General features: G+C 75.0%; 16 protein-coding genes. 8 read left to right on the top strand and 8 right to left on the bottom strand.

What is annotated here, in order from left to right; all coding sequences use genetic code 11:
• Positions 1–114: 114 nt before the first annotated feature.
• From ACZ462_RS30195 to ACZ462_RS30185, 3 genes are all read right to left on the bottom strand, one after another.
• Positions 115–300, bottom strand: a complete 186-nt coding sequence (locus ACZ462_RS30195) for a Trm112 family protein (RefSeq protein WP_054222355.1) — start codon at positions 298–300, stop codon at positions 115–117.
• A 188-nt stretch (positions 301–488) separates the two neighbouring features.
• Entirely contained in the window at positions 489–1859 is a 1371-nt protein-coding gene (locus ACZ462_RS30190; RefSeq protein ID WP_467809697.1) for a phosphomannomutase/phosphoglucomutase, read from the bottom strand.
• Between the two features lie 61 nt (positions 1860–1920).
• Complete coding sequence (locus tag ACZ462_RS30185) at positions 1921–2298, bottom strand: DUF3499 domain-containing protein (RefSeq protein ID WP_467809696.1); 378 nt, start codon at positions 2296–2298, stop codon at positions 1921–1923.
• Between the two features lie 138 nt (positions 2299–2436).
• Between ACZ462_RS30185 and ACZ462_RS30180 the strand changes: the two genes are divergently transcribed.
• On the top strand, positions 2437–2916 hold the full coding sequence (locus ACZ462_RS30180; RefSeq protein WP_467809695.1) for a metallopeptidase family protein: 480 nt from the start codon (positions 2437–2439) through the stop codon (positions 2914–2916).
• 17 nt (positions 2917–2933) lie between these two features.
• Here the strand turns inward: ACZ462_RS30180 and ACZ462_RS30175 are convergent, their stop codons facing one another.
• From ACZ462_RS30175 to ACZ462_RS30165, 3 genes are all read right to left on the bottom strand, one after another.
• On the bottom strand, positions 2934–4415 hold the full coding sequence (locus tag ACZ462_RS30175; protein WP_467809694.1) for a DUF5719 family protein: 1482 nt from the start codon (positions 4413–4415) through the stop codon (positions 2934–2936).
• Positions 4412–8137 (bottom strand): glycosyltransferase family 2 protein, encoded by a 3726-nt coding sequence (locus ACZ462_RS30170; RefSeq protein WP_467809693.1) that lies wholly within the window; start codon positions 8135–8137, stop codon positions 4412–4414. Before ACZ462_RS30170 ends, ACZ462_RS30175 begins: the two co-directional genes overlap by 4 nt.
• A 250-nt stretch (positions 8138–8387) precedes the next feature.
• Positions 8388–8651 carry a WhiB family transcriptional regulator gene (locus ACZ462_RS30165; RefSeq protein ID WP_003983763.1) on the bottom strand — a complete coding sequence of 88 codons (264 nt, stop codon included), beginning with the start codon at positions 8649–8651 and terminating at the stop codon, positions 8388–8390.
• A 624-nt stretch (positions 8652–9275) separates the two neighbouring features.
• On the opposite strand from ACZ462_RS30165, the gene ACZ462_RS30160 reads away from it, so the two are divergent.
• The 3 genes from ACZ462_RS30160 to ACZ462_RS30150 are packed head-to-tail and all read left to right on the top strand — an operon-like array spanning position 9276 to position 12078.
• Positions 9276–9815 (top strand): cysteine dioxygenase, encoded by a 540-nt coding sequence (locus ACZ462_RS30160; protein WP_467809692.1) that lies wholly within the window; start codon positions 9276–9278, stop codon positions 9813–9815.
• Positions 9816–9835: 20 nt separating this feature from the next.
• Positions 9836–10789: a 2-phospho-L-lactate transferase gene (gene cofD / locus ACZ462_RS30155; RefSeq protein ID WP_467809691.1), complete on the top strand. Its 954-nt coding sequence runs from the start codon at positions 9836–9838 to the stop codon at positions 10787–10789.
• Positions 10786–12078, top strand: coding sequence for a coenzyme F420-0:L-glutamate ligase (locus tag ACZ462_RS30150; RefSeq protein ID WP_467809690.1), 1293 nt, complete (start codon positions 10786–10788; stop codon positions 12076–12078). Before cofD ends, ACZ462_RS30150 begins: the two co-directional genes overlap by 4 nt.
• Positions 12079–12114: 36 nt before the next feature.
• Here the strand turns inward: ACZ462_RS30150 and ACZ462_RS30145 are convergent, their stop codons facing one another.
• Positions 12115–13122 (bottom strand): DNA-3-methyladenine glycosylase family protein, encoded by a 1008-nt coding sequence (locus ACZ462_RS30145; RefSeq protein WP_467809467.1) that lies wholly within the window; start codon positions 13120–13122, stop codon positions 12115–12117.
• Positions 13123–13267: 145 nt separating this feature from the next.
• Complete coding sequence (locus ACZ462_RS30140) at positions 13268–14707, bottom strand: peptidoglycan recognition protein family protein (RefSeq protein ID WP_467809466.1); 1440 nt, start codon at positions 14705–14707, stop codon at positions 13268–13270.
• 139 nt (positions 14708–14846) lie between these two features.
• Between ACZ462_RS30140 and ACZ462_RS30135 the strand changes: the two genes are divergently transcribed.
• The 4 genes from ACZ462_RS30135 to ACZ462_RS30120 all read left to right on the top strand — a co-directional run bounded on the left by ACZ462_RS30135 (position 14847) and on the right by ACZ462_RS30120 (position 20933).
• Positions 14847–15599, top strand: coding sequence for a TIGR03089 family protein (locus ACZ462_RS30135; RefSeq protein WP_467809464.1), 753 nt, complete (start codon positions 14847–14849; stop codon positions 15597–15599).
• A gap of 226 nt (positions 15600–15825) precedes the next feature.
• A complete protein-coding gene (locus ACZ462_RS30130) occupies positions 15826–17067 on the top strand; it encodes an LCP family protein (protein WP_467809463.1) in 1242 nt (413 codons plus the stop codon).
• A gap of 224 nt (positions 17068–17291) precedes the next feature.
• Entirely contained in the window at positions 17292–19115 is a 1824-nt protein-coding gene (locus ACZ462_RS30125) for an LCP family protein (RefSeq protein ID WP_467809462.1), read from the top strand.
• A gap of 105 nt (positions 19116–19220) precedes the next feature.
• Positions 19221–20933 carry an LCP family protein gene (locus ACZ462_RS30120; protein ID WP_467809461.1) on the top strand — a complete coding sequence of 571 codons (1713 nt, stop codon included), beginning with the start codon at positions 19221–19223 and terminating at the stop codon, positions 20931–20933.
• The last annotated feature ends 110 nt before the right edge of the window (positions 20934–21043 follow it).

Raw genomic sequence — 21043 nt, 5'->3', positions numbered from 1 at the left:
GCGACGGGCGCCCTGTACGGCGTGCGGCCTGCGGCGCGGCGCCTGCGGCGTGGTCTGCGGGCCTGGGGCCTCGGCGCCGGCCGCCGCGCGCGGCGGGGGCCGCAGGGCCGGGGCTCAGGCGGGGCGGCGGGCCTCGTCGACGAGGAGGACGGGGATGCCGTCGCGGACCGGGTAGGCGAGGCCGCAGTCCCGGCCGGTGCAGATCAGCTCGGGAGCCGTCTCGTCGGCCGACTTGTCCTCCAGGGGCGAGTGGCAGGCGGGGCAGGCGAGGATCTCCAGAAGGCCGGCTTCGAGCGGCATGGGGCGCTTCCCTTCGAACATGCGGATTGGGCGTGGTCAGCGTACCGCCGGGCCGCGATTCGCGCGGCCCGGCGGCAGGCCGGCGGGTGGCGGCCGCCAGGGCCTGTACTGAGTTGCCCCGCGGCGTCGCGACGCCCGGCACGCACCGAACGCCGCTCCCTGCTCCGCGGGGCAACCCGATTCAGGCGCTAGCCGCGTACCAGGGCGAGGACCTCGTCGCGGATGCGGGCGAGGGTCTCGGGGTCGCGGGCCTCGACGTTGAGGCGGAGCAGCGGCTCGGTGTTGGAGGGGCGCAGGTTGAACCACCAGTCGGCGGCGGTCGCGGTCAGGCCGTCGAGTTCGTCGAGGGCGACGCCGTCGGCGGCGGCGTAGGCGGCCTTGACGGCGGCGAGGCGGCCGGCCTGGTCGGCGACGGTGGAGTTGATCTCGCCGGAGCCGGTGTAGCGGTCGTAGGAGGCGGTGAGCTCGGAGAGCGGGCCCTCCTGGCCGCCGAGGGCGGCGAGGACGTGCAGGGCGGCGAGCATGCCGGTGTCCGCGTTCCAGAAGTCCTTGAAGTAGTAGTGCGCCGAGTGCTCGCCGCCGAAGATGGCGCCGGAGCGGGCCATCTCCTCCTTGATGAACGAGTGGCCGACTCGGGTGCGGACCGGGGTGCCGCCGTTCTCGCGGACGACCTCGGGGACGGACCAGGAGGTGATCAGGTTGTGGATCACGGTGCCGGTGCCGCCGTTGCGGGCCAGCTCGCGGGCGGCGACGAGGGCGGTGACGGCGGAGGGGGAGACGCCCTCGCCGCGCTCGTCGACGACGAAGCAGCGGTCGGCGTCCCCGTCGAAGGCCAGCCCGAGGTCGGCGCCCTCGGCCTTCACGCGGGCCTGGAGGTCGACGATGTTCTTCGGGTCGAGGGGGTTGGCCTCGTGGTTCGGGAAGGTCCCGTCGAGTTCGAAGTACATGGGGACGAGTTCCAGCGGCAGCCCGTCGAAGACGGTCGGGACGGTGTGCCCGCCCATGCCGTTGCCGGCGTCGACGACGACCTTCAGGGGCCGGATCCCGGTGAGGTCCACCAGGGACTTCAGGTGCTCGGCGTAGCCGACGAGGGTGTCCTGCGTGGTGACGGTGCCGGGGGTGGTGCCCTGGGGAGCGGCGGGCAGGCCGTGCTCGGACCACTGCTCGGCGAGCGCGCGGATCTCCGCGAGGCCGGTGTCCTGGCCGACGGGGGCGGCGCCGGCGCGGCACAGCTTGATGCCGTTGTAGCGGGCCGGGTTGTGCGAGGCGGTGAACATGGCGCCGGGCAGGTCGAGCTTGCCGGACGCGTAGTACAGCTGGTCGGTGGAGCACAGGCCGATCAGGGTGACGTCGGTGCCGCGGGCGGCGGCGCCGCGCGCGAAGGCCGCCGACAGGGCGGGCGAGGAGGGCCGCATGTCGTGGCCGACGACGATGGCGGTGGCGCCGGTGACCTCGGTGAAGGCGGCACCGAACAGCTCGGCCAGCGCCTCGTCCCACTCGTCCGGCACGACGCCCCGTACGTCGTACGCCTTGACGATGTTCGAAAGATCTGCGGCCACTGCCTGCCCCTCCTGGTGCTCCTGTGCGGTGGGGCCAACCTACCGTGCAGTTCGGACGGGCCTAGGAGTCCGGGGACCGCAGCACCCGCAGGTGCCCGCGCCGCGTCTCGCCGGCCGACCGGGAACCGCCCTTGGCCGGTCCGCCGCCCTCGGCCGCGCGCTCGTGCGGGCGGGCCGCCTCGCGCACGGCGTTGGCCAGCGCCTCCAGGTCGTCGCCGCTGGGGCGGGAGGGCGCCGAGCCGTCGTTCAGGCGCACGACGTCCCAGCCTCGGGGGGCGGTCAGGCGCTCGGAGTGCTCGGCGCACAGGTCGTAGCAGTGGGGTTCGGCGTATGTGGCGAGCGGGCCGAGAACTGCGGTCGAATCGGCGTAGACGTACGTCAGTGTCGCGACGGCAGGGCGGCCGCACGCGGTGCGAGAACAGCGACGTACAAGGCTCACGACGTTGGACGGTACCGCACTCTTGACCGGGCCGCGACGACTCTCCCGCAGGTCACTCCCCCGTGTCGTGCCTCCGGCAGGGTCCGGCGGGGTCGGAAACGCCCCGGTGGGGGGCCCTTTGCGGGCTACGCTCGGGGGGTGACCGACAGCCCTGTGCCACCCAGCGAGCCCCGTCCCGCCGACCTGCCCGCCGGACCGCGGCCGCGCCGCCGCGACCGGCACGGGCGGGGGATGCGCGGGCCGGTGGCCCCTCCGCAGGTGCCGCTGGCGGCCAGCCGGGCGGAGCTCTTCGGCGACCTGGTGCGGGAGTCCGTCGACCGGCTGGAGCGGCACTGGCCGCAGCTGGCGGAGGTGGAGTTCGTCGTCGCGGACGTGCCCGGGCCGCCGGGCGGGCCGGAGACCGGCTGGAACGACGAGGCGGTGCCGCTCGGGGCGCTCGCGGAGTCGCCGGGGACGGGCCGGCCGCCGCGGATCGTGGTGTTCCGGCGGCCGGTGGAGATCCGGTCGAAGACCCGCGACGAGCGGGCGCTGCTGGTGCACGAGATCGTGGTGGAGCAGGTCGCGGAGCTGCTGGGGCTGACCCCGGAGACGGTGGACCCGCGCTACGGCCAGGACTGACCCCGCCGGCCACAGCACTAGCGGGTCAGGACGGTCAGGTCCTGGCGCGCCTGCGGGACCGGGACCGTGCCGCGGTCGTCGGACAGGGTCTGGACGGTGAACATCGGCACCCCGTCGTGCGGCAGCGTCAGCGTGCGCGAGGCGTGGACCGGCCCGCCGGAGAGGGTCTCCACGGTGAGGGCGTACGCGCCCTTCAGCCCGGCCGGTACCGGGGACGGCAGTGCCTGCGTGGTGCCCGCCCGGACGGTGACCTCCTGCACGGCCGGCTCGCCGCCCTCCGTCCCCGCCGACGCGGTGACCTTCGCCTTCGCGTCGGCTCCCACCGCCGTCAGCGACAGCACGCCCGCCCCGTCCCCGGCCCGGTTGTCCGCGGCGGTCGCCCGCGCGCCCACCGGCGCGGCCGCCGGCACGAACGCCAGCTCCTGCTTGGCGCCGCTGCCGCGGACCACGCGCAGCGCCGCCACCACCGGTACGGGCCTGCCGTCCTCGGCGGGGGCCAGCAGCAGGGAGCCCGCCTCGCCGCGGGTGAGGTCCTTCAGGTCCGCGCTCGCGGTCATGCCGGCCTTGACGTGCAGCCGCTCGCTGCCGGCCGGGCTGATCGAGCCGTTCGGGCCGGCCAGCCGCAGCGCGAGGTCGGCGTCCTCCTCGCCGGGCGCGAACACGACGAGCTTCACGGACGCGGCGTCCGCCGGGATCCCGGGCAGCACCAGCGAGGCCGCCGGGTCGGCGGAGGCCGGCAGCCAGTCCGCGCCGACGCCCTCCTCGCCGGCCTGCACGGACGCGCCGACGCGGCCGGCGCGGGTCGTCACCCGGGCCGCGGCGTCCGCGAGCTGCGCGCCGGGGGCGAGGGTGGCCAGCGAGACCGCCTTGGTGGAGCGGGGGTCGATGCGGATGTTCTCGTTGGTGCCCGCGTCGGCCTTGGCTGGGCCGTCGGGGCCGAACAGCTTGATGTCGACCACGGCCGCCGTGTCGTCCGGGTTGGTGAGGTGCACGTAGTCCTCGCGTCCCTTGGCCGTGCTCACCCCCGGGAACCAGAAGTCGGTGCCGGGCGCAGTGCAGGCGGCGCCGAGCAGCCCGCGCGTCCGCCCGACGGACACCTTCGTCGTCTGCTGCGCCGTCCAGCCGGGGGCCAGGACGCCGTCGGCGGCGCCGGCCAGCGCCGGCGCCTCGGCCCCGGAGGCGCTCGCCCCGGCCGGCCTGCCGGGCTCCTTGAGTTCCAGGACCGTCTTGGCCTCCTTGGTGGCGCCGACCAGGCGCGCCGTGCCCTGGCCGGAAGCGCCGGGCGCGGCGGGCGTGATCGCCGTGTACACGGTCTCCGCGATGTCCGAGGAGCTGGGCGCCGGGCACGCCAGGACCGAGCGCTCCACCGGCATCCGCGCGGCCGAGGCCGCGGGGGCGCCGCCGGCGGGGGCGGCGGGCGCGAGGAGGTGGGCGGCGCCGGCGAGGGCGGCGAGGGCCGCGGCGGCGGCCGCCAGTGTCAGGGGGGCGCGGTGCTTCACTGCTGGGGGCTCCCGTCGGGGCGCGGGTGGTGCTGCCGGCCGTGGGCGTCGTACGGGTCGGCGTACGGCTGGGGTTCGTACTGCGGGTCGTGCTGCGGGTTGTACTGCGGGTAGGGGTGGCCGCCCTGGTCCGGGTAGCCGTAGGCCTGGGGGTCGTACGGCTGCGCCGTGTAGGGGTCGTGGCCGGCCTGCTGCGCGGGTACGTACGGCTGTACGGGCGGCTGCCCGTGGCCGGGCTCCGCGTACGCCTGGTCCGGGTGGGCGTGGCCCGGGTCGGCGTACGCCTGGCCGGGGTACGGGCCGGGGTGGCCCTGCCCGTACGGGTCGTACGGCTGTGCCCCGTGGTCCTGGTAGGCGTAGGACTCCTCCCCGTACGCGGGCTGCGCGGGGATCCCGGCGTAGGGGTCGGCGACGGCGCCCTCGGGCTCGGCCGCGGACGCCTCCGGGGCGGCCGGGGCGCCGGCGCGGAGCCGGCGGGCGCGCCGGCCCTCGGGTGCGCCGGCGGGCGCGGCCGGGTCGGCGGTGTCGGCGCCCTCGTCGGGGAGGTCGTCGTCGAGGCGGGCGCGGCGGCCGGGCAGGGCCATGACGAGGAGGACGACGGCCAGCAGTCCCTGGGCCCAGTGCCAGGCGGTCCGCGGCAGGGCGTCCTCGTGGACGAGGTCGAGGCGGCCGCCGGCGGCCGGCAGTTCGAAGCCCTGCGCCCAGCCGTCGACGGTCCTGGCCTTCAGGGGCTTGCCGTCGAGGGCGGCCCGCCAGCCGGGGGCGGCCCGGTCGGCGATGCGCAGGACGCGGCCGTCCTCCCCGGCGGGGATCCGGGTGTGGATCTCGACGGGGCCGGAGGCGACGGGGACCGGGGCCTCGCCCGGCTTGCCGGGGACGATGACGGCGCGGGCGACCTGGCGGTCCACGCGCCACAGGGCGCTGCCGTCGAGCTGGCTCATGCGGCTGAGGCCGGGGGTGGCGTCGAGGACCTTGCGCATCTCCTGCGGGGCGTCGTCGCGGAGCAGGACGTAGCGGACGGCGAAGTCGCCGAGCTGGTCGGTCTGGTCGGCGCCGGAGCCGGCGACGAGTCCGGCGACGGCCTTGTCGAGGCGGGCGCTGCCGCCGGCGGGGGCGGTCTCGGCGTCGCCGAGGGTGGCGCCGGAGCCGCGGACGAGGCTGTAGGAGACCTGGGCGGGGGTGCCGCCGAGGACGAGGGTGCGGGCCCGGTCGCGGGTGCCGGCGTCTTCGGCGACGAACGCGGGGACCTGGGCGGGGTCGCGGCGCTCCAGCGGTCCGGCGGCTCCGCCGGCGGCCCAGGCGGCCGCGGCGAGGAGCGGTCCGGCGGCGGCGGCGAGGGCGGTCAGGGCGGCGGCGGGCTGCCGCCAGCCGAAGCTGCTGGCGGCGACGCGCTCCCGGGCCCCCTCGGCGCCGACGGCGGCGGCGGCGAGGACGCCGAGCCCGTACAGGAGGGTGGCGGGACCGGCCCAGCCGGTGCGGTTCAGGAGCACGGCGAGGGCGAGCCCGGTCAGGGCGGCGGCCCAGGCGGTGCGGATCGCGGTGCGCCGGTCGGCGCGGAGCAGGGCGGCGAGGGCGGCCAGGAGGGCGCCGGCGAGGAGGAGTCCGCTGCCGGTCCCGGGGCCGCCGGGGCTTGCGCCGAGCAGGCCGAGGGCGGTGGCGGTGCCGGCGGGGGCGGGCAGTCCGGCGTCGTCGAGGAGCCGGGCCGGGTCGGCGAGGAGGGTCAGCGACCAGGGGGCGAGGACGGCGGCGGGCACCGCGAGGACGGCGAGGAGCCGCAGGGCGTACGCCTTCCACTCGGCGCGGCGCACGGCCACCGCGGCGAGGCCGAGGACGGCGGCCGGCAGCCACACGACGGGGGCGAAGGCGGCGGCCGCGGTCATCAGCAGGGCCAGCGTCCACACCGCGCGCCAGGGGCCGCGCAGCCCGGCGCCGGCCGGGGCGGCGAGGCCGAAGGCGGAGACGGCGGAGCGGGCGAGGAGCGGGAGGAGGACGGCGAGGACGGCGGTGCCGAGGCGGCCGTCGGCGAGCGCGCCGGTGACGGCGGGGAGGAGGGCGTAGGCGGCGGCGGCCCAGGCGCGCAGCAGGCGGGAGGCGACGAGGGGCCGGGAGGCGGCGTACGCGGTGAGTCCGGCGAGCGGGACGGACCCGGCGAGGAGCAGGGTCAGGGCGGCGTCGGAGGAGCCGAGGAGCAGCGTCGCGAGGGCGCCGAGGACGGCGAGGTAGGGGGGTGCGCCGGCGGTGGAGCCGGTGCCGGCGGGCTGCCAGTCCTCGGTGTAGCGGCGCCACAGGTCGAGGCCGCTGTCGGGGGCGGGCAGGAGGGCGCCGCCCATGAGGGAGCCGCTGCCGATGAGGCCGCGGCAGGCGACGACGGAGACGGCCGCGAGGAGGGCGAGCAGGAGCGGGGCGGGGTTGCGGGCGATCCGCCGGAGGCGGGCGAACCGCTCCGGCGCCGGGTGGCCGGTGTCGTCCGCGCCGGGTTCGGGGCCGGCGTGGCGGCCGGCGGCGGGGGTGTCGGCGTCGCGGCCGCCGGCGAAGTGGGCGGCGAGCTGTTCCACGCCGGCCCTGAGGGTCGCGCCGGGGGGCGGGAAGAGGGGGCGGAGCTCCTTGGCGGGGACGGCGGGGCGGCCGCGGCTGCGGCGGGCGGCGAGGAGGCGGCCGGGGCGCAGGAGGGCGGCGAGGAGGCCGGTGAGCTCGTCGACGGCCTGGCCGGGTGCTTTGCCGACGAGGTAGCCGAGGGTGCGCAGCACGGTGCCGGCGATCAGGCGGAGCAGGACGTACGGCAGGGCGGCGCCGGAGCAGTTGGCGAGGAGGGTGTGGACGGCGCCGGCCTTGTCGACGCGGTGCGGGCCGACGGCGCTGCGGCCGGCGCAGTCGACGGTGCGGCGTTCGCGGGAGGCGGCCTCGGCGTGGCGCAGGACGGCGTCGGGGGCGACGAGGACGCCGTGGCCGGCGCTGTGGGCGCGCCAGCACAGGTCGACGTCGTCGCGCATGAGCGGCAGGCGGCGGTCGAAGCCGCCGAGGCCGTCGTACACGTCGCGGCGTACGAGCATGCCGGCGGTGGAGACGGAGAGGACGGAGCGGACCTGGTCGTGCTGGCCCTGGTCCTGTTCGCGGCGGTCGAGTCCGGTCCAGCGGCGGCCGCTGCGGGCGATGGTGACGCCGGCTTCGAGGAGCTGCCGGTTGTCGTACCAGCCGCGGAGCTTGGGGCCGATGACGGCGGCGTCGGGGTTCTCGTCGGCGACGCGGAGGAGTTCGGTGAGGGCGTCGGGCTCGGGGGCGCTGTCGTCGTGGAGCAGCCAGAGCCACTGGACGGGTTCGCCGTGCGGGAGTTCGGGGAGGTCGTAGGCGTCGTCGCGCCAGGTGCGGCTGACGGGGTCCCAGCCGCTGGGGCGCTTGAGGTAGGGCAGGTCGTCGGGGGAGGGGGTGCCGGCGCTGCGGGCGGCTTCGTCGACGGCGGCGCCGAAGCCGGTGCGGCGGGCGAGGTGGAGGACGCGGTCGTCGCCGAGGGCCTCGGCGAGGAGGCGGGCGGAGTCGTCCTGGCTTCCGGTGTCGGCGGCGACGTGGTTCTGGGCGGGGCGTTCCTGGCCCAGGAGGCCGGCGAGGGTCCGGGGCAGCCAGCGGGCGCCGTCGTGGGCGACGAGGACCGCGGTGACGACGTGCCGGGGGAACTGGGGCGTGGCGGCGGCCTGGTAGGAGGCCGTCGACTGGCTGTGCAGGGACATCGCTCTACTGGCCCTCCGGCCTGGGTGTCCCGCCGGGCTGGGCCGGTGGGAGGTCCGCGGGCGCGCATGCCCTCGGAGGCTGCTGGACAGCGCCACACTAACGGCTCGGAACACAGCGGTCCGCCTCCTGCGGGGAAGCTGCAGGAGGCGGACCGATGGTGTGCGTGCTGCGCGGAACCGTCACCCGCTGTGACGCCGGGCCGGGGTTCGGACGGTGTCGGGCGGGGGCGCGGGGCCGTTTCGGCGGGAGTCAGACGGCGGCCTTCTTCAGGCGGCGCCGCTCGCGCTCGGAGAGGCCGCCCCAGATGCCGAACCGCTCGTCGTTGGCGAGGGCGTACTCAAGGCACTCGGACCGGACTTCGCAGGCCAGGCAGACCTTCTTGGCCTCTCGGGTGGAGCCGCCCTTCTCGGGGAAGAAGGACTCGGGGTCGGTCTGGGCGCACAGCGCGCGCTCCTGCCATCCGAGCTCTTCGTCCGCTTCCTCGACCAGCAGTTCCTGAAACAGCTCGGTCATGTGCGCCCCTCGCTCTGTCTGTGCATCCCCGTGGCCGTCGTCACTCATCGCTACGTAACGACACGAGTGAAATTACAAGTGTGGGGCTCCAGCGCAGTCAAGCCGGGGTCTGCTATTGGGGCCCTTATTCACTCTGCGGAACCAAGGCTATGCAGAAAGTGTTGATATCGCCAAAAATCGTGACAGTTGCCACGAGTGCCACTTCACCCACACCCACCCGTGACATACGCGGACCCCCCGGCGGTGGTTGCGATCCGGCCACAGAAGCGGCGCAGATCACATTCCGATCACGAGTTGGCCACATAAGTTTGAGCAGGCGCGAGACGGTTCTCGGCACGCGATGTGCCCTGCATTCGGCTGCACAAACCTTTCTCCGTTCTGGTTAACCGGATCAGTTGAAACTTTTCGACCAAAACGGGCATTGAGTTGACAGTCCGGCCCGGCAGCCGGTCTCCTTGTTCCCATGTCAGTGACCGCAGCCGCCTTCCGGACCCCCGTTCGTGGGTTCCTGTGCGCTGCCCAGGTTCGCTGTTGCTGTTGCGGCTGTTGATGCCCCGGGAGCCCCGGCTCCTCCAGGCCCCCGCCACAGCGACCACCCACTGACACCCGTCTAGGACCCCCGTGATGCGCGACTCCGCCGCCGCCCCTGCCGTCATCGAGAGCGACCTCCAGATCGCCGGCGACATCCTCTCCGTACCGCACCTGCTCCAGCCGGCCCGCGAACACCCCGCCACCGTCGCCGAGTTCGCCGGCCTCGCCCGTTCCATCGCCGCGGACCGCGCGAGCTGGCAGCACCTGGTCCGCTACGACGCCACGACCCGCTGGTACCACCGCCTGCGGTCCGTGGCCCCCTCCCCCGGATCCCCGACCGGGTACGAGGTGTGGCTGCTCAGCTGGGTTCCCGGCCAGGGCAGCGGCTTCCACGACCACGGCCCCTCCTCCGGCGTCTGGACGGTCCTGGAGGGCGAACTCACCGAGCGCAACACCCGCGGCACCCTCACCCTCGGCCCGGGCGCCCAGCGCGTCTTCGCCCCCGGCTACGCGCACGAGGTCGTCAACGACACCCTCGAAGGCGCGGTCAGCCTGCACGTCTACTTCCCCGGCCTCCAGGCCATGCCGATGCACAACTGCCACCCGGCCCACCCGGAGGCCGTCCGGGTCTGACGCCTGTCAGACTTCGCTGCATGCGCATTGTTGTTCTGGCCGGCGGCATCGGCGGCGCCCGCTTCCTCCGCGGGCTGAAGTCCGCGGTCCCCGCGGCGGAGATCACGGTCATCGGCAACACCGGTGACGACATCCACCTGTTCGGGCTCAAGGTGTGCCCCGACCTCGACACCGTGATGTACACCCTCGGCGGCGGCATCAACGAGGAGCAGGGCTGGGGCCGCGCCGAGGAGTCGTTCACCGTCAAGGAGGAGCTCGCGGCGTACGGCGTGGGCCCGACCTGGTTCGGGCTCGGCGACCGCGACTTCGCCACGCACATCGTCCGCACGCAGATGCTCGCCGCCGGCTACCCGCTCAGCGCGGTCACCGAGGCGCTCTGCGACCGCTGGCAGCCGGGGGTCCGCCTCCTGCCCATGTCGGACGACCGCGTCGAAACCCATGTCGCCCTCACCGAGAACGGCGAACGCCGCGTCGTCCACTTCCAGGAGTACTGGGTGCGCCTGCGCGCGGCGGTGGACGCGGAGGCCGTCGTCCCGGTGGGCGCCGACCGGGCCAAGCCCGCCCCGGGCGTCCTCGAAGCCCTGGCCGCCGCCGACGTGATCCTCCTCCCGCCCTCCAACCCGGTCGTCTCGATCGGCACGATCCTCGCCGTCCCCGGCATCCGCGAGGCCGTGGCCGGTGCCGCCGCCCCGGTCGTCGGCCTCTCCCCGATCGTCGGCGGCGCCCCCGTCCGCGGCATGGCCGACAAGGTCCTCGCCGCGGTCGGCGTGGAGTCGACCGCCGCGGCCGTCGCCCGGCACTACGGCCCGGACCTCCTCGACGGCTGGCTCGTCGACACCGCCGACGCCGGCGCCGTCGCCGAGGTCGAGGCCGCCGGGATCGCCTGCCGCGCCGTCCCGCTGATGATGACCGACACGGAGGCCACGGCAGCGATGGCCCGCGAGGCCCTGTCCCTGGCGCAGGCCACCCGGTGACCGCGTCGTACGAGGTCCACGCCATCCCGGGCCTCCCGGAGATCAAGCCGGGCGACGACCTCGCCGGCCTGATCGCCGAGAGCGCCCCGGACCTCCGGGACGGCGACATCCTCCTCATCACCTCGAAGATCGTCTCGAAGTCGGAGGGCCGCATCGTCCGGGCGGCCTCCCGCGAGGAGGCGATCGACGCCGAGACCGTCCGCGTGGTCGCCCGCCGCGGCACCCTGCGCATCGTCGAGAACCGCCAGGGCCTGGTCATGGCCGCGGCCGGGGTCGACGCCTCCAACACCGCCCCCGACACGGTGCTCCTCCTCCCGGAGAACCCGGACGCCTCGGCCGCCGCGATCCGCACGGGACTGGCCCGCCTGCTCTCGGCCGACGTGGGCGTGATCATCACCGACACCTCGGGCCGCCCCTGGCGCACCGGCCTGACGGACATCGCGATCGGCTCCTCCGGGGTCCGCGTCCTGCACGACCTCCGCGGCAGCACGGACACCCACGGCAACCCCCTGACCGCGACCGTCGTCGCCACGGCCGACGAGCTGGCGGCGGCCGGCGACCTGGTCAAGGGCAAGGCCGCCCACCGGCCCGTCGCCGTGGTCCGCGGCCTGCCGCACCTGGTCGGCGGCGACGCCACGGCCGCCCGGCTGGTCCGCCCCGCCCAGGACGACATGTTCCGCCTGGGCGCCTCGGAAGCCGTACGGCAGGCCGTGACGCAGCGCCGCACGGTCCGCGCCTTCACGGACGACCCGGTGGACCCGGCCGCGGTCCGCCGCGCCGTCGCGGCCGCCCTCACCGCCCCCGCACCGCACCACACCACCCCCTGGCGGTTCGTCCTCCTCGAATCGGCGACGGCCCGCCTGGAACTCCTGGACGCGATGCGCGACGCGTGGATCGCGGACCTGCGCCGCGACGGCAGGTCGGAGGAGTCCATCGCCCGGCGCGTCCGCCGCGGCGACGTCCTGCGCAACGCCCCGTACCTGGTCGTCCCGTGCATGGTCACCGACGGCGCCCACCACTACGGGCACGCCCGCCGCGACACCGCAGAACGGGAGATGTTCGTCGTCGCCACCGGCGCGGGCGTGCAGAACTTCCTGGTCGCCCTGGCGGGCGAGCGCCTGGGCTCGGCGTGGGTGTCCTCGACGATGTTCTGCCGCGACGTGGTCCGCAAGGTCCTTTCCCTCCCGGACGCCTGGGACCCGATGGGCGCGGTCGCGGTCGGCCGCCCCGCCGAACCCCCGCGCCACCGCCCGACCCGCAGCCCGGACGACTTCATCGAGGTCCGCTAGTAGTGCTGTGGCCGGGAAACCCTCCCGGCCACAGCACTAGATCAGCGAGATGTCGCTCCGGTACATGCGCGGCGCCCTCCGCGGCGGGGTCCGCCCGGCGAGCAGCACCAGCCGGGCGGCCCGGTGCCGCTGTCCCGCGTAGGGTGCGAGCAGCTCCAGCATCACCGCGTCGTCGGCGTCCCGGTTCCCGGCCAGCGCGTAGCCGATGATCCCGGGCAGATGGAGATCGCCGGTCGTCACGGCGTCGGCATCGCCGTTGCTGCGCTGCAGGGTCTCGGCGGAGGTCCACGGCCCGATGCCGGGCACGGCCTCCAGCCGCGCGGCCGCCTTCCCGGGCGGCAGGGCCGCGGCCTCCTCCAGCCGGGCCGCCACCCGCGCGGCCCGCACGATCGTCGCCGACCGCTTCCCGTCGACCCCGGCCCGGTGCCACTCCCACGACGGCAGCATCACCCAGGTCCGGGCGTCCGGCACCACGCACAGCCCCGGGTCGGGCCCGGGTGCGGCCTCGCCGTGCGCCCGTACGAGCCGCCGCCAGGACCGGTAGGCCTCATCGGCGGTGACCTTCTGCTCCAGCACCGTCGGAACGAGCACCTCGAGCACCAGCCCCGTACGGGTCAGCCGCAGCCCGGGCCGCCTCCGATGGCTCTCGTGCACCAGCCGGTGCCGCGGCACGAACACCGCGGGATCGTCACCTGCACCCAGCAGGGCGGGCAGCGCATCGAGGACCCAGTCGGCGCCGGGCCCCCACGCCTCACCCTTCACCCGCCCGGCGCTGCGGTCGAGGGACACCCTCAGCGTCGCGGGCCCCTGCGGAGTCCGCGTCGTACGCCACACGGACCCGTCCTCGCCCACCCGGAAGGTCGGATCCCCGGGCCCCCGCCGCAACGGCCCGAGCGTCAGCCCGAGGTCGATCGGCCCGCCGGGATCCCAGACCCGGCTCTGCGCCTCGGCCGCCGCCCCCGACGCGGCCTGCCGCGCGGCGGGTACACGGGTCCGCCCGCCGCGCACGGCGGCACGGGTCAGGGGATCGAATCGGCCGGCCATGCCCACGAGCGTAGCCGCATCCCAGCCGGCCGGAGCGGGTCAGCCGGAGCGGGAGGGACAGGGCCTGTCCGGCGGGTCACGGCCGGGCCGGCGGCGTTCGGCACCACCTGCCCGGCCCTGACCCGGGCCCGCGGGAACCGCCCGCTCACCTCCCCTGGAGCTTGGCCGATGCCGTCCGGGCGGTGGGCAGCTGCCCGTACAGCAGCTTGCCGGGGCACTCGGTCGCGAAGCCGTCGCGGTGCCCGGAGATCACCTTCATCTTCACGCTGCTGCCCTTGGGGTAGCGGTTCCCGCCCCCGGACTTCAGCGTGGTCGTCGCTCGCGGGTCCCGGTTGAACAGGCCCAGCTTCCAGGCGGTGAGTGCCGCGACGGACTTCACCGCGGGCGCCGGGGGGTTCGTACCGGTGAAGGTGCCGATGACCGCGACGCCCATGCTGTCGGCGTTGAAGCCCATGGTGTGCGCGCCGAGCACCGCCCGGGCGACCCCGCCGGCGCGGCCCTCGTAGACGGTGCCGCACTTGTCGACGAGGAAGTTGTAGCCGATGTCGCGCCACCCCTCGCTGACGACGTGGTAGCGGTACATGCTGCGGATGACGGCGGGCGCGTCCTTGCAGGCGTAGTTGTTGCCGGACGCCGTGTGGTGGACGAAGGCGGCCTTGACGGTGCTCGTGTAGGCGAATGCCTTCTCCCGCAGCTTCTCGTCCGCGCCCCACCCCAACCGGGTGATGATCTTCGGGCGGGGGCCGATGTACGGGGCGGCCGCGGCGCCGGGCCGGGCCTCGCCGGTCAGGACGGCGTCAGCGGTCGAGTCGGCCTTGTCGAGGGCGCCGATCTCCGTGGCGCCGAGCGGTGCCAGCGGGACGTTCACGGAGGAGGCCTCCGCCATCTCCATGGTCATGCCGGGCACCAGTACGGACCCCTGGTCGTCGTCGGCGGGCAGACCGCCCGTGCCCGCACCGTTCTTCCCGTCAGCTGCGCCCGCGGGCGGTGCTCCGGGGTCGACCAGCTCGATCCGCAGGCCCGACGGGAGCCGGGCGGGCAGCGCGCGGGTGGCGGGAGCGGCCGGTTCGGCCTCGACACGCACCTCGATGGCATCCGATTCGCCGACCCACAGCGGGGCGGTGGCGCCGCGGGTGGGGCCGGCGCCGCGTTCGGCGGTGTCGGGGTCGGGGGCGTGCTCGCTGTTGTGGGTCTCGACGTCCTGCCAGTCGGACCAGAGCGCGGTGCCGACGGAGCGGGTACGGACCTGGACGCGGCCGTGGAGTTCGGCCTCGGCGTCGTCCCACACGACCCCGACCAGCGAGAACCGCTCGACCTCCCGCGCGGCCAGGCCCCGCGTCTCGGGAAGGCGCGGGCCGGATCCGGGCGCAGCCGACCGGTTCGAGGACGCCCCCACGGGAGCGAGGGGCAGGGACTGGGTGGAGCCGGCGGGGGCGGCAGGAGCCGAACCGGAGGCGGAAGCGGGCCCGGAGACAGCGGCGGCCGCGCCGGAGGCGGCGGCGGCCGGCCCGGAGAGGGCGAGCGGCAGGGCAAGTGCGGCGGCGGCGGCCGCGACACCGACCGCTGAAGACAGGAATCCACGCATGCAAGCGATGCTGGGCACTGTCCGTGCGGCCCGCCATCGGAGAGCTGACGGACCGTCTGGTGGCGCGTCCGGCCCGCTCCCCCGTACGGATGAGGCGTGCGCCGCCGTCCGGGGGAGGGCCCCGCGTACGCTGGGGCGGGTGAACGCCACTGACCGCACCCCTGCCGACCTGCTGCGATCCGCGCTCGCCGCCGATCCGGGCCGCCCTCTCGTCACCTTCTACGACGACGCCACGGGCGAGCGCGTCGAATTGTCCGTCGCCACCTTCGCCAATTGGGTGGCCAAGACCGCCAACCTGCTCCAGGGCGACCTGGCCGCCGGCCCGGGCGACCGGCTCGCGCTGCTGCTGCCCGCGCACTGGCAGAGCGCGGTATGGCTGCTCGCCTGCGCCTCCGTGGGCGTCGTCGCCGAGGTCGGCGGGGACCCGGCCGACGCGGACGTGGTCGTCAGCGGCCCGGACACCCTGGAGGCGGCCTCGGCGTGCCCGGGCGAGCGGGTCGCGCTCGCACTGCGGCCGCTGGGCGGCCGGTTCCCGCAGCCGCCGGCCGGCTTCGCGGACTACGCGGTGGAGGTTCCCTCCCAGGGCGACCGGTTCGCCCCGTTCGTCCCCGTCGACCCGGACGGCCCGGCGCTGTCGGTCGGCGGCGAGGAACTCAGCCATGCCGAGGTCGTCGAGCGGGCCCGGGCGGACGCGGCCGGGCTGGGCCTTGGCCCCGGGTCCCGGCTGCTGTCCGGGCTCGGCTACGACACGTGGAAGGGCCTGTCGGCCGGGCTGTACGCGGCGCTGGCCGCCGGCGGATCGGTGGTGCTGTGCCGGCACCTGGACAGCCTCGGCGCGGAGGGGCTGGCGAAGCGCACGGAGACGGAGCGCGTGACGCACACGCTGACGTAGAGGCCGACGCCCCATCGCACCGCCCCTCGTCCGCCACCGCCTCGACCCGGCCGCCCCCGCCTACTTTTCACCCGTTCGGCCCTAGACAGCCCCCTGCCCCCGGGCCGCCCCCCACGCCCGGGGGCAGGATCGGTCCAGGCCGTACGCGCATGCCCGACCAGGCAGCGCACATACGGACGGACGCACGCAGGACCCGTGCCGGACCGGCGAGGGGACGGAAACGCGAGTGGCATCCAGCGCAGGCATACCCGGCAGGCCGGAAGCGGCCGGAGGCTCCCCGGAGCCCCCGCGCCGCCGCCGGCGCCGCCTGCTGCGCTGGATCGGGCTCGGCCTGGCCCTGCTGGTGCTGCTCGGGGCGGGTACGGGCTGGTGGCTGTACCGCAAGCTCAACGCGAACATCACCTCGGACACGTCCGCGGCGGCCGAGCTGGAGCGCTACGAGCGGGAGCGCCCGGCGCCCGGCACGGCCGGCTCCCGCAACATCCTCCTGATCGGCTCGGACTCCCGCGCGGGCAGCGGCAACGCCTCGTACGGCAGGGACAGGGGCACGCAGCGCTCGGACACGGTGATCCTCCTGCACCTGCCCGCGGACCGCCGCAGCGCGACGGCGGTGTCGATCCCCCGCGACCTGATGGTGGACATCCCGAGCTGCCTGGGGCCGGGCGGGAACCGCAGCGCCGAGCAGTTCGCGCAGTTCAACTGGGCGTTCCAGCGGGGCGGGGCAGCCTGCACGATCCGCACGGCGGAGAAGCTGACGGGGATCCGCATCGACCACCACATGGTGGTGGACTTCGACGGGTTCAAGCGGATGGTCGACGCGATCGGCGGGGTGGAGGTCTGCCTGAGGCAGCCGGTGAACGACTCCGGGGCGCACCTGAGGCTCCCGGCGGGCCGGCAGACCCTGCGCGGGGAGCAGGCGCTGGGCTTCGTCCGGGCCCGCTACAGCCTGGGCGACGGCAGCGACACCGAGCGGATGGAGCGTCAGCAGCACTTCCTCGCCTCGATGGTCGACAAGGTGCAGAGCAACGGGGTGCTGCTGAACCCGCGGAAGCTGTATCCGCTGCTGGACGCGGCGACCTCCTCGGTCACGACCGACCCGGGGCTGGCGTCGCTGCGGGGCCTGTACGAACTGGCACGCGCGCTGCGGAGCGTGCCTACCGACCAGGTGAACTTCCTGACGGTGCCGCGCCGTCCGTACGCCGCGAACCCCAACCGGGACGAACTGGTGCAACCGGACGCGGCCCGGCTCTTCCAGCGGCTGCGCACGGACCAGCCGCTCGCGGTGGCCCCGTCGACGGGAACGGACAGACAGGGCAAGGACGAACACGGCACGGCCACGCCCCGGCAGCCCACGCCCGACGCCCCCGCCACCCCGACCCGTACGGCGCCCACCTCGGGAACCGAGACCAGCGCGACGCCCGTCCCCACGTTCACGGGCACCACTGCCGGGATGACCGACTGCCGGTAAAGCAATCCCAAAAGCCGGTGTCCGAACCGCAAGGCATGAGTGCTTTGCCCTGGTTTCGGGTGAGTGGAATTTGTCACCACCATGGTTTGCAGCGGACCGGGGCGGATAAGGTGAGCGATCCGGTGCCCTGGCCAGCGAAGAGGCCGTGCACCAGCAGCCGGATCGTTGACCGGGCGCCTTGGGGGAGGCGTGTCGCGAGGCACCGACGGAGGATTCAAGCAACCGTGGATGCGCAGAGCCGTGGGCGGGCGGACGAGATCGACCCCGCCGACCAGTGGGTGCTCAACCCCCGCACCGGCAACTACGAACTGCGACTGGACCGCTCCGGTCCGCAAGGTCCGCCGCCGGCGGTGACCCCGCCGCGCAGACCGTCGCGGTCCCGCCCGGAGGCAGCGGCCCCCGCCCAGCCGACGGGCAGCACGTCCAGGACGGCCGGGAGCGCCTCCAGGTCGGCCGGGACGGCCGCCAAGGCTCCCGGCGGCCCGGCCAAGGCGCCCGCCTCCCCCACTCCCGCGGTGCCCGGTCCGCGCCGCGGCGAGACCCCGCCGGGCCGGCGCGGCGGCCGGCCCCGCAAGGGCGGTTCCGCTCCGCGCCGCAAGCGGGCCCTGGTGGTGACGGGCGGCACGCTGGCGTTCCTTCTGGTGGGCGGCTCGCTCGGCGCGTACCTCTACTACAACCACCTCAACGGCAACCTGAAGGTCACCGACGTCGGCGACGCGGGCACGGGCGGCTTCAAGAAGGACCAGCCGATCAACATCCTCGTGATCGGCACCGACAAGCGCTCCGGCTCCGGCAACGAGGGGTACGGCGACGCGGGCAGCCCCGGCCACGCCGACACGACGATCCTCTTCCACGTCTCGAAGGACCGCACCAACGCCACTGCGCTGTCGATCCCGCGCGACCTGATCACGAACATCCCGGCCTGCCCCACGAAGCAGCCGGACGGCACGACGAAGACGATCCCCGGTCGCAAGGGGGACCGCTTCAACACGAGCCTCGGCCAGGAGGGCCGCGACCCGGGCTGCACCATGCGCACGGTCAAGGAGCTCACCGGGATCACCGTCGACCACTTCATGATGGTCGACTTCAACGCGGTGAAGGTGCTCAGCACCGCGGTCGGCGGCGTGCCCGTCTGCCTGGAGAAGGCCGTCGACGACGAGGACTCCAAGCTCAAGCTGGGCCCCGGCGAGCACCGCCTCCAGGGCGAGGACGCGCTGGCGTTCGTCCGCACCCGGCACGCCTTCGGCAACGAGAGCGACCTGGACCGCATCAAGACGCAGCAGCAGTTCCTGAGTTCGATGATGCGCGAGATGAAGTCCAAGGAGACGCTGACCAGTCCGAAGAAGTTCTTCTCCCTCGCCGAGGCGGCCACCAAGTCGCTCACGGTGGACTCGGGCATCGGGTCGATCGAGAAACTCACCAATCTGGCCGGTGAGTTGAAGGACATGAACCTCAAGAACGTCACCTTCGCCACCCTCCCGGTGCGCGACAACCCGGCGGAGAAGGTCAAGGCCACGGTGGTCGTCGACCACGCCCAGGCCGACCCCCTGCTGGAGATGATCCGCGCGGACGTGTCCCTCACCGAGGTGGAGGAGAAGGAGCAGGCGGCGAAGGACGCCGCCGACGCCGAGGCGAAGGCCAGGCAGGACGCCCTGCTCCAGGGCCCGCGCGCGCAGGCGAGGGACGTACGGGTGGACGTCCTCAACGGGGGCGGCCCGGCGGGCTCCGCCTCGGCCACCCTGGGCTGGCTGCAGAACACCAAGGGCGTCTCCCGGTCCAGCAACCTCGGCAACGCGCCCGCCAAGCTCGACGCCACCCAGCTGGAGTACGCGCCCAACCAGGCCGACCAGGCCCGCGCCCTCGCGGACATGATGGGCCTGCCCGCCTCGGCGCTGAAGATGGGCACGGCCGACGCCGCGCCCAGGACCGCGATGAAGCTGACGCTCGGCGCGGACTTCCGGGGGGCGGGGATCTCCATGACGGCTCCGCAGAAGGCGCCGGAGAACATCCAGCGCGTCGAGGCGGACAAGGCGATCTGCGCCAAGTAGCCGTGCCGGCCGGTCTGCCGCTTCCCGAGCGGCCGGCCGGCGGCCCACCTGCGCCGGTCCGGCGGGCGCACCATGACGACATGACGTGATCTCTAGGGGGGACGTGTGAGGAGCAACAGCGTGCGCGGGGAGGGGGCGCCCGCCCGGCCGGACGGCGACACGGCCGACGGCGGACCAGCCGCCCGCGGCGGCGTCCCCGCACCGCGCGCGGGCACGGGCTCCGCGAGCGCTTCCGGGGCGGGCCCCACCCCACGGCGCGGCAAGCGCCGCATACTCCGCTGGACGGCCTCCGTGCTGGCCTTCCTCATACTCGCGACGGCGGCGGCCGGGTACCTCTACTACCGCCACCTCAACGGCAGCATCCAGACGGACGCCCTGAACCTCGGCGAGAACAAGCTGGGCGGCTCCAGGCCCAACGCCTTCGGGCAGACCCCGCTGAACATCCTCCTGATCGGCTCCGACGCCCGCGACGGCGAGGAGAACAAGGCCCTCGGCGGCGCCAAGGACACCTTCGACGGGCCGCCCCTCGCGGACGTGCAGATGCTGCTGCACCTGTCGGCCGACCGCAGCAACATGTCGGTGGTGTCGATGCCGCGCGACACGATGCTGAAGATGCCCAAGTGCACGGAGCCGAACGGCAAGGTGCACCCGGCGAGCCGGGGCCTCGTCCAGACCAACGAGTCCCTCAGCCGCGGCGGCCCCGGCTGCACGGTCGCCGCCTGGCAGGACCTCACCCGGATCCCCATCGACCACTTCATGATGATCGACTTCAAGGGCGTGGTGACGATGGCGGACGCCATCGGCGGCGTCCCGGTCTGCGTCCAGGAGAACGTCCACTCCCTCACCCGGGACGGCAAGGGCTCCGGCCTGAAGCTCCCCAAGGGCGAGAACGTCATCCAGGGCGAGGTGGCCCTGCAGTGGCTGCGCACCCGCTACGGCTTCGAGGACGGCAGCGACATAGGCCGCGCCCACGCCCAGCACATGTACATGAACTCGCTGGCCCGTGAGTTCCGCCGCAACGCCAAGCTGAGCAACCCGATGAAGCTCAACAGCCTGGCTCAGGCCGCCATCAAGGCGATGGTGGTGGACCCCGGCCTCAACAAGATCGACAAGCTGTACGACCTGAGCATGGAGCTCAAGAAGGTCGACCCGTCCCGCATCACCATGACGACGATGCCGTGGATCCCGAGCCCGTCGGACTCGGCCCGCGTCGAGCCCAAGCCGGGCGAGGCGGAGGACCTGTTCCGGATGATCCGCGAGGACATCCCGCTCGACGGCAAGGGCCCCGAGCAGCCCGCCGCCCCCGCGGCCACGCCCTCCGCGGGCGCCTCCGGCACGCCCGCGGCCCCCGCGCCGCCCGCCTCGCCGGCCCCGAGCCAGCCGACGGCCGACCCGGCCGCGCCGCCCGCGAAGATCCCCGTGTCGGTCCGCAACGCCACCGGCGGCAGGGACGGGGCGCAGGGGCGGGTCAAGGGCCGGGCCGGCGACGTCGCGGCCGTGCTGGCCGGCAAGGGCTTCACCCGTGCCGTCGCGGACACCCTGACCGGGTCCGAGGACACGACGGTGGTCCGCTTCTCCAGCCCCGGCCAGGCGGGCGACGCCGCGGCCGTGGCGACCGCGCTGGGCCTGCCGGCCTCCGCCGTGCAGAAGACGGACGACGTCACCGGGATCGTCCTGTTCGTCGGGAAGGACTGGCGGACCGGCAGCGCGCCGACCCCGCCCCCGCCGGCCCCCACCAAGGCCCCGGACTCGGCCCGTCCGCTCAACGGCGGCAACGACAAGGAGTGCATGGCGATCCAGCCGGGCTTCACCTGGTAGCACGCAGGGGGAAGGGGCCCGGGGGGGGGGGGGGGGGGGGGGGGGGGGGGGGGGGAGAGGGGGCGCGGGGAGGGGAGGTGGGGGGGCGGGGGAGAGGGGGGGAGGAGGAG

The organism is Streptomyces sp. NPDC031121 (genome assembly GCF_055570615.1).
The sequence above is the reverse complement of the archived record's forward strand: the minus strand, read 5'-3'. Positions and strand labels throughout refer to the sequence as shown.

Excerpts from the sequence above, each read along its gene's own strand:
- ACZ462_RS30145 (WP_467809467.1), bottom strand. The coding sequence starts at position 13,122 with ATGGCCGGCCGATTCGATCCCCTGACCCGTGCCGCCGTGCGCGGCGGG.
- ACZ462_RS30160 (WP_467809692.1), top strand. The coding sequence starts at position 9,276 with ATGCGCGACTCCGCCGCCGCCCCTGCCGTCATCGAGAGCGACCTCCAG.
- ACZ462_RS30195 (WP_054222355.1), bottom strand. The coding sequence starts at position 300 with ATGCCGCTCGAAGCCGGCCTTCTGGAGATCCTCGCCTGCCCCGCCTGC.
- ACZ462_RS30140 (WP_467809466.1), bottom strand. The coding sequence starts at position 14,707 with ATGCGTGGATTCCTGTCTTCAGCGGTCGGTGTCGCGGCCGCCGCCGCC.
- ACZ462_RS30165 (WP_003983763.1), bottom strand. The coding sequence starts at position 8,651 with ATGACCGAGCTGTTTCAGGAACTGCTGGTCGAGGAAGCGGACGAAGAG.
- cofD (WP_467809691.1), top strand. The coding sequence starts at position 9,836 with ATGCGCATTGTTGTTCTGGCCGGCGGCATCGGCGGCGCCCGCTTCCTC.
- ACZ462_RS30170 (WP_467809693.1), bottom strand. The coding sequence starts at position 8,137 with ATGTCCCTGCACAGCCAGTCGACGGCCTCCTACCAGGCCGCCGCCACG.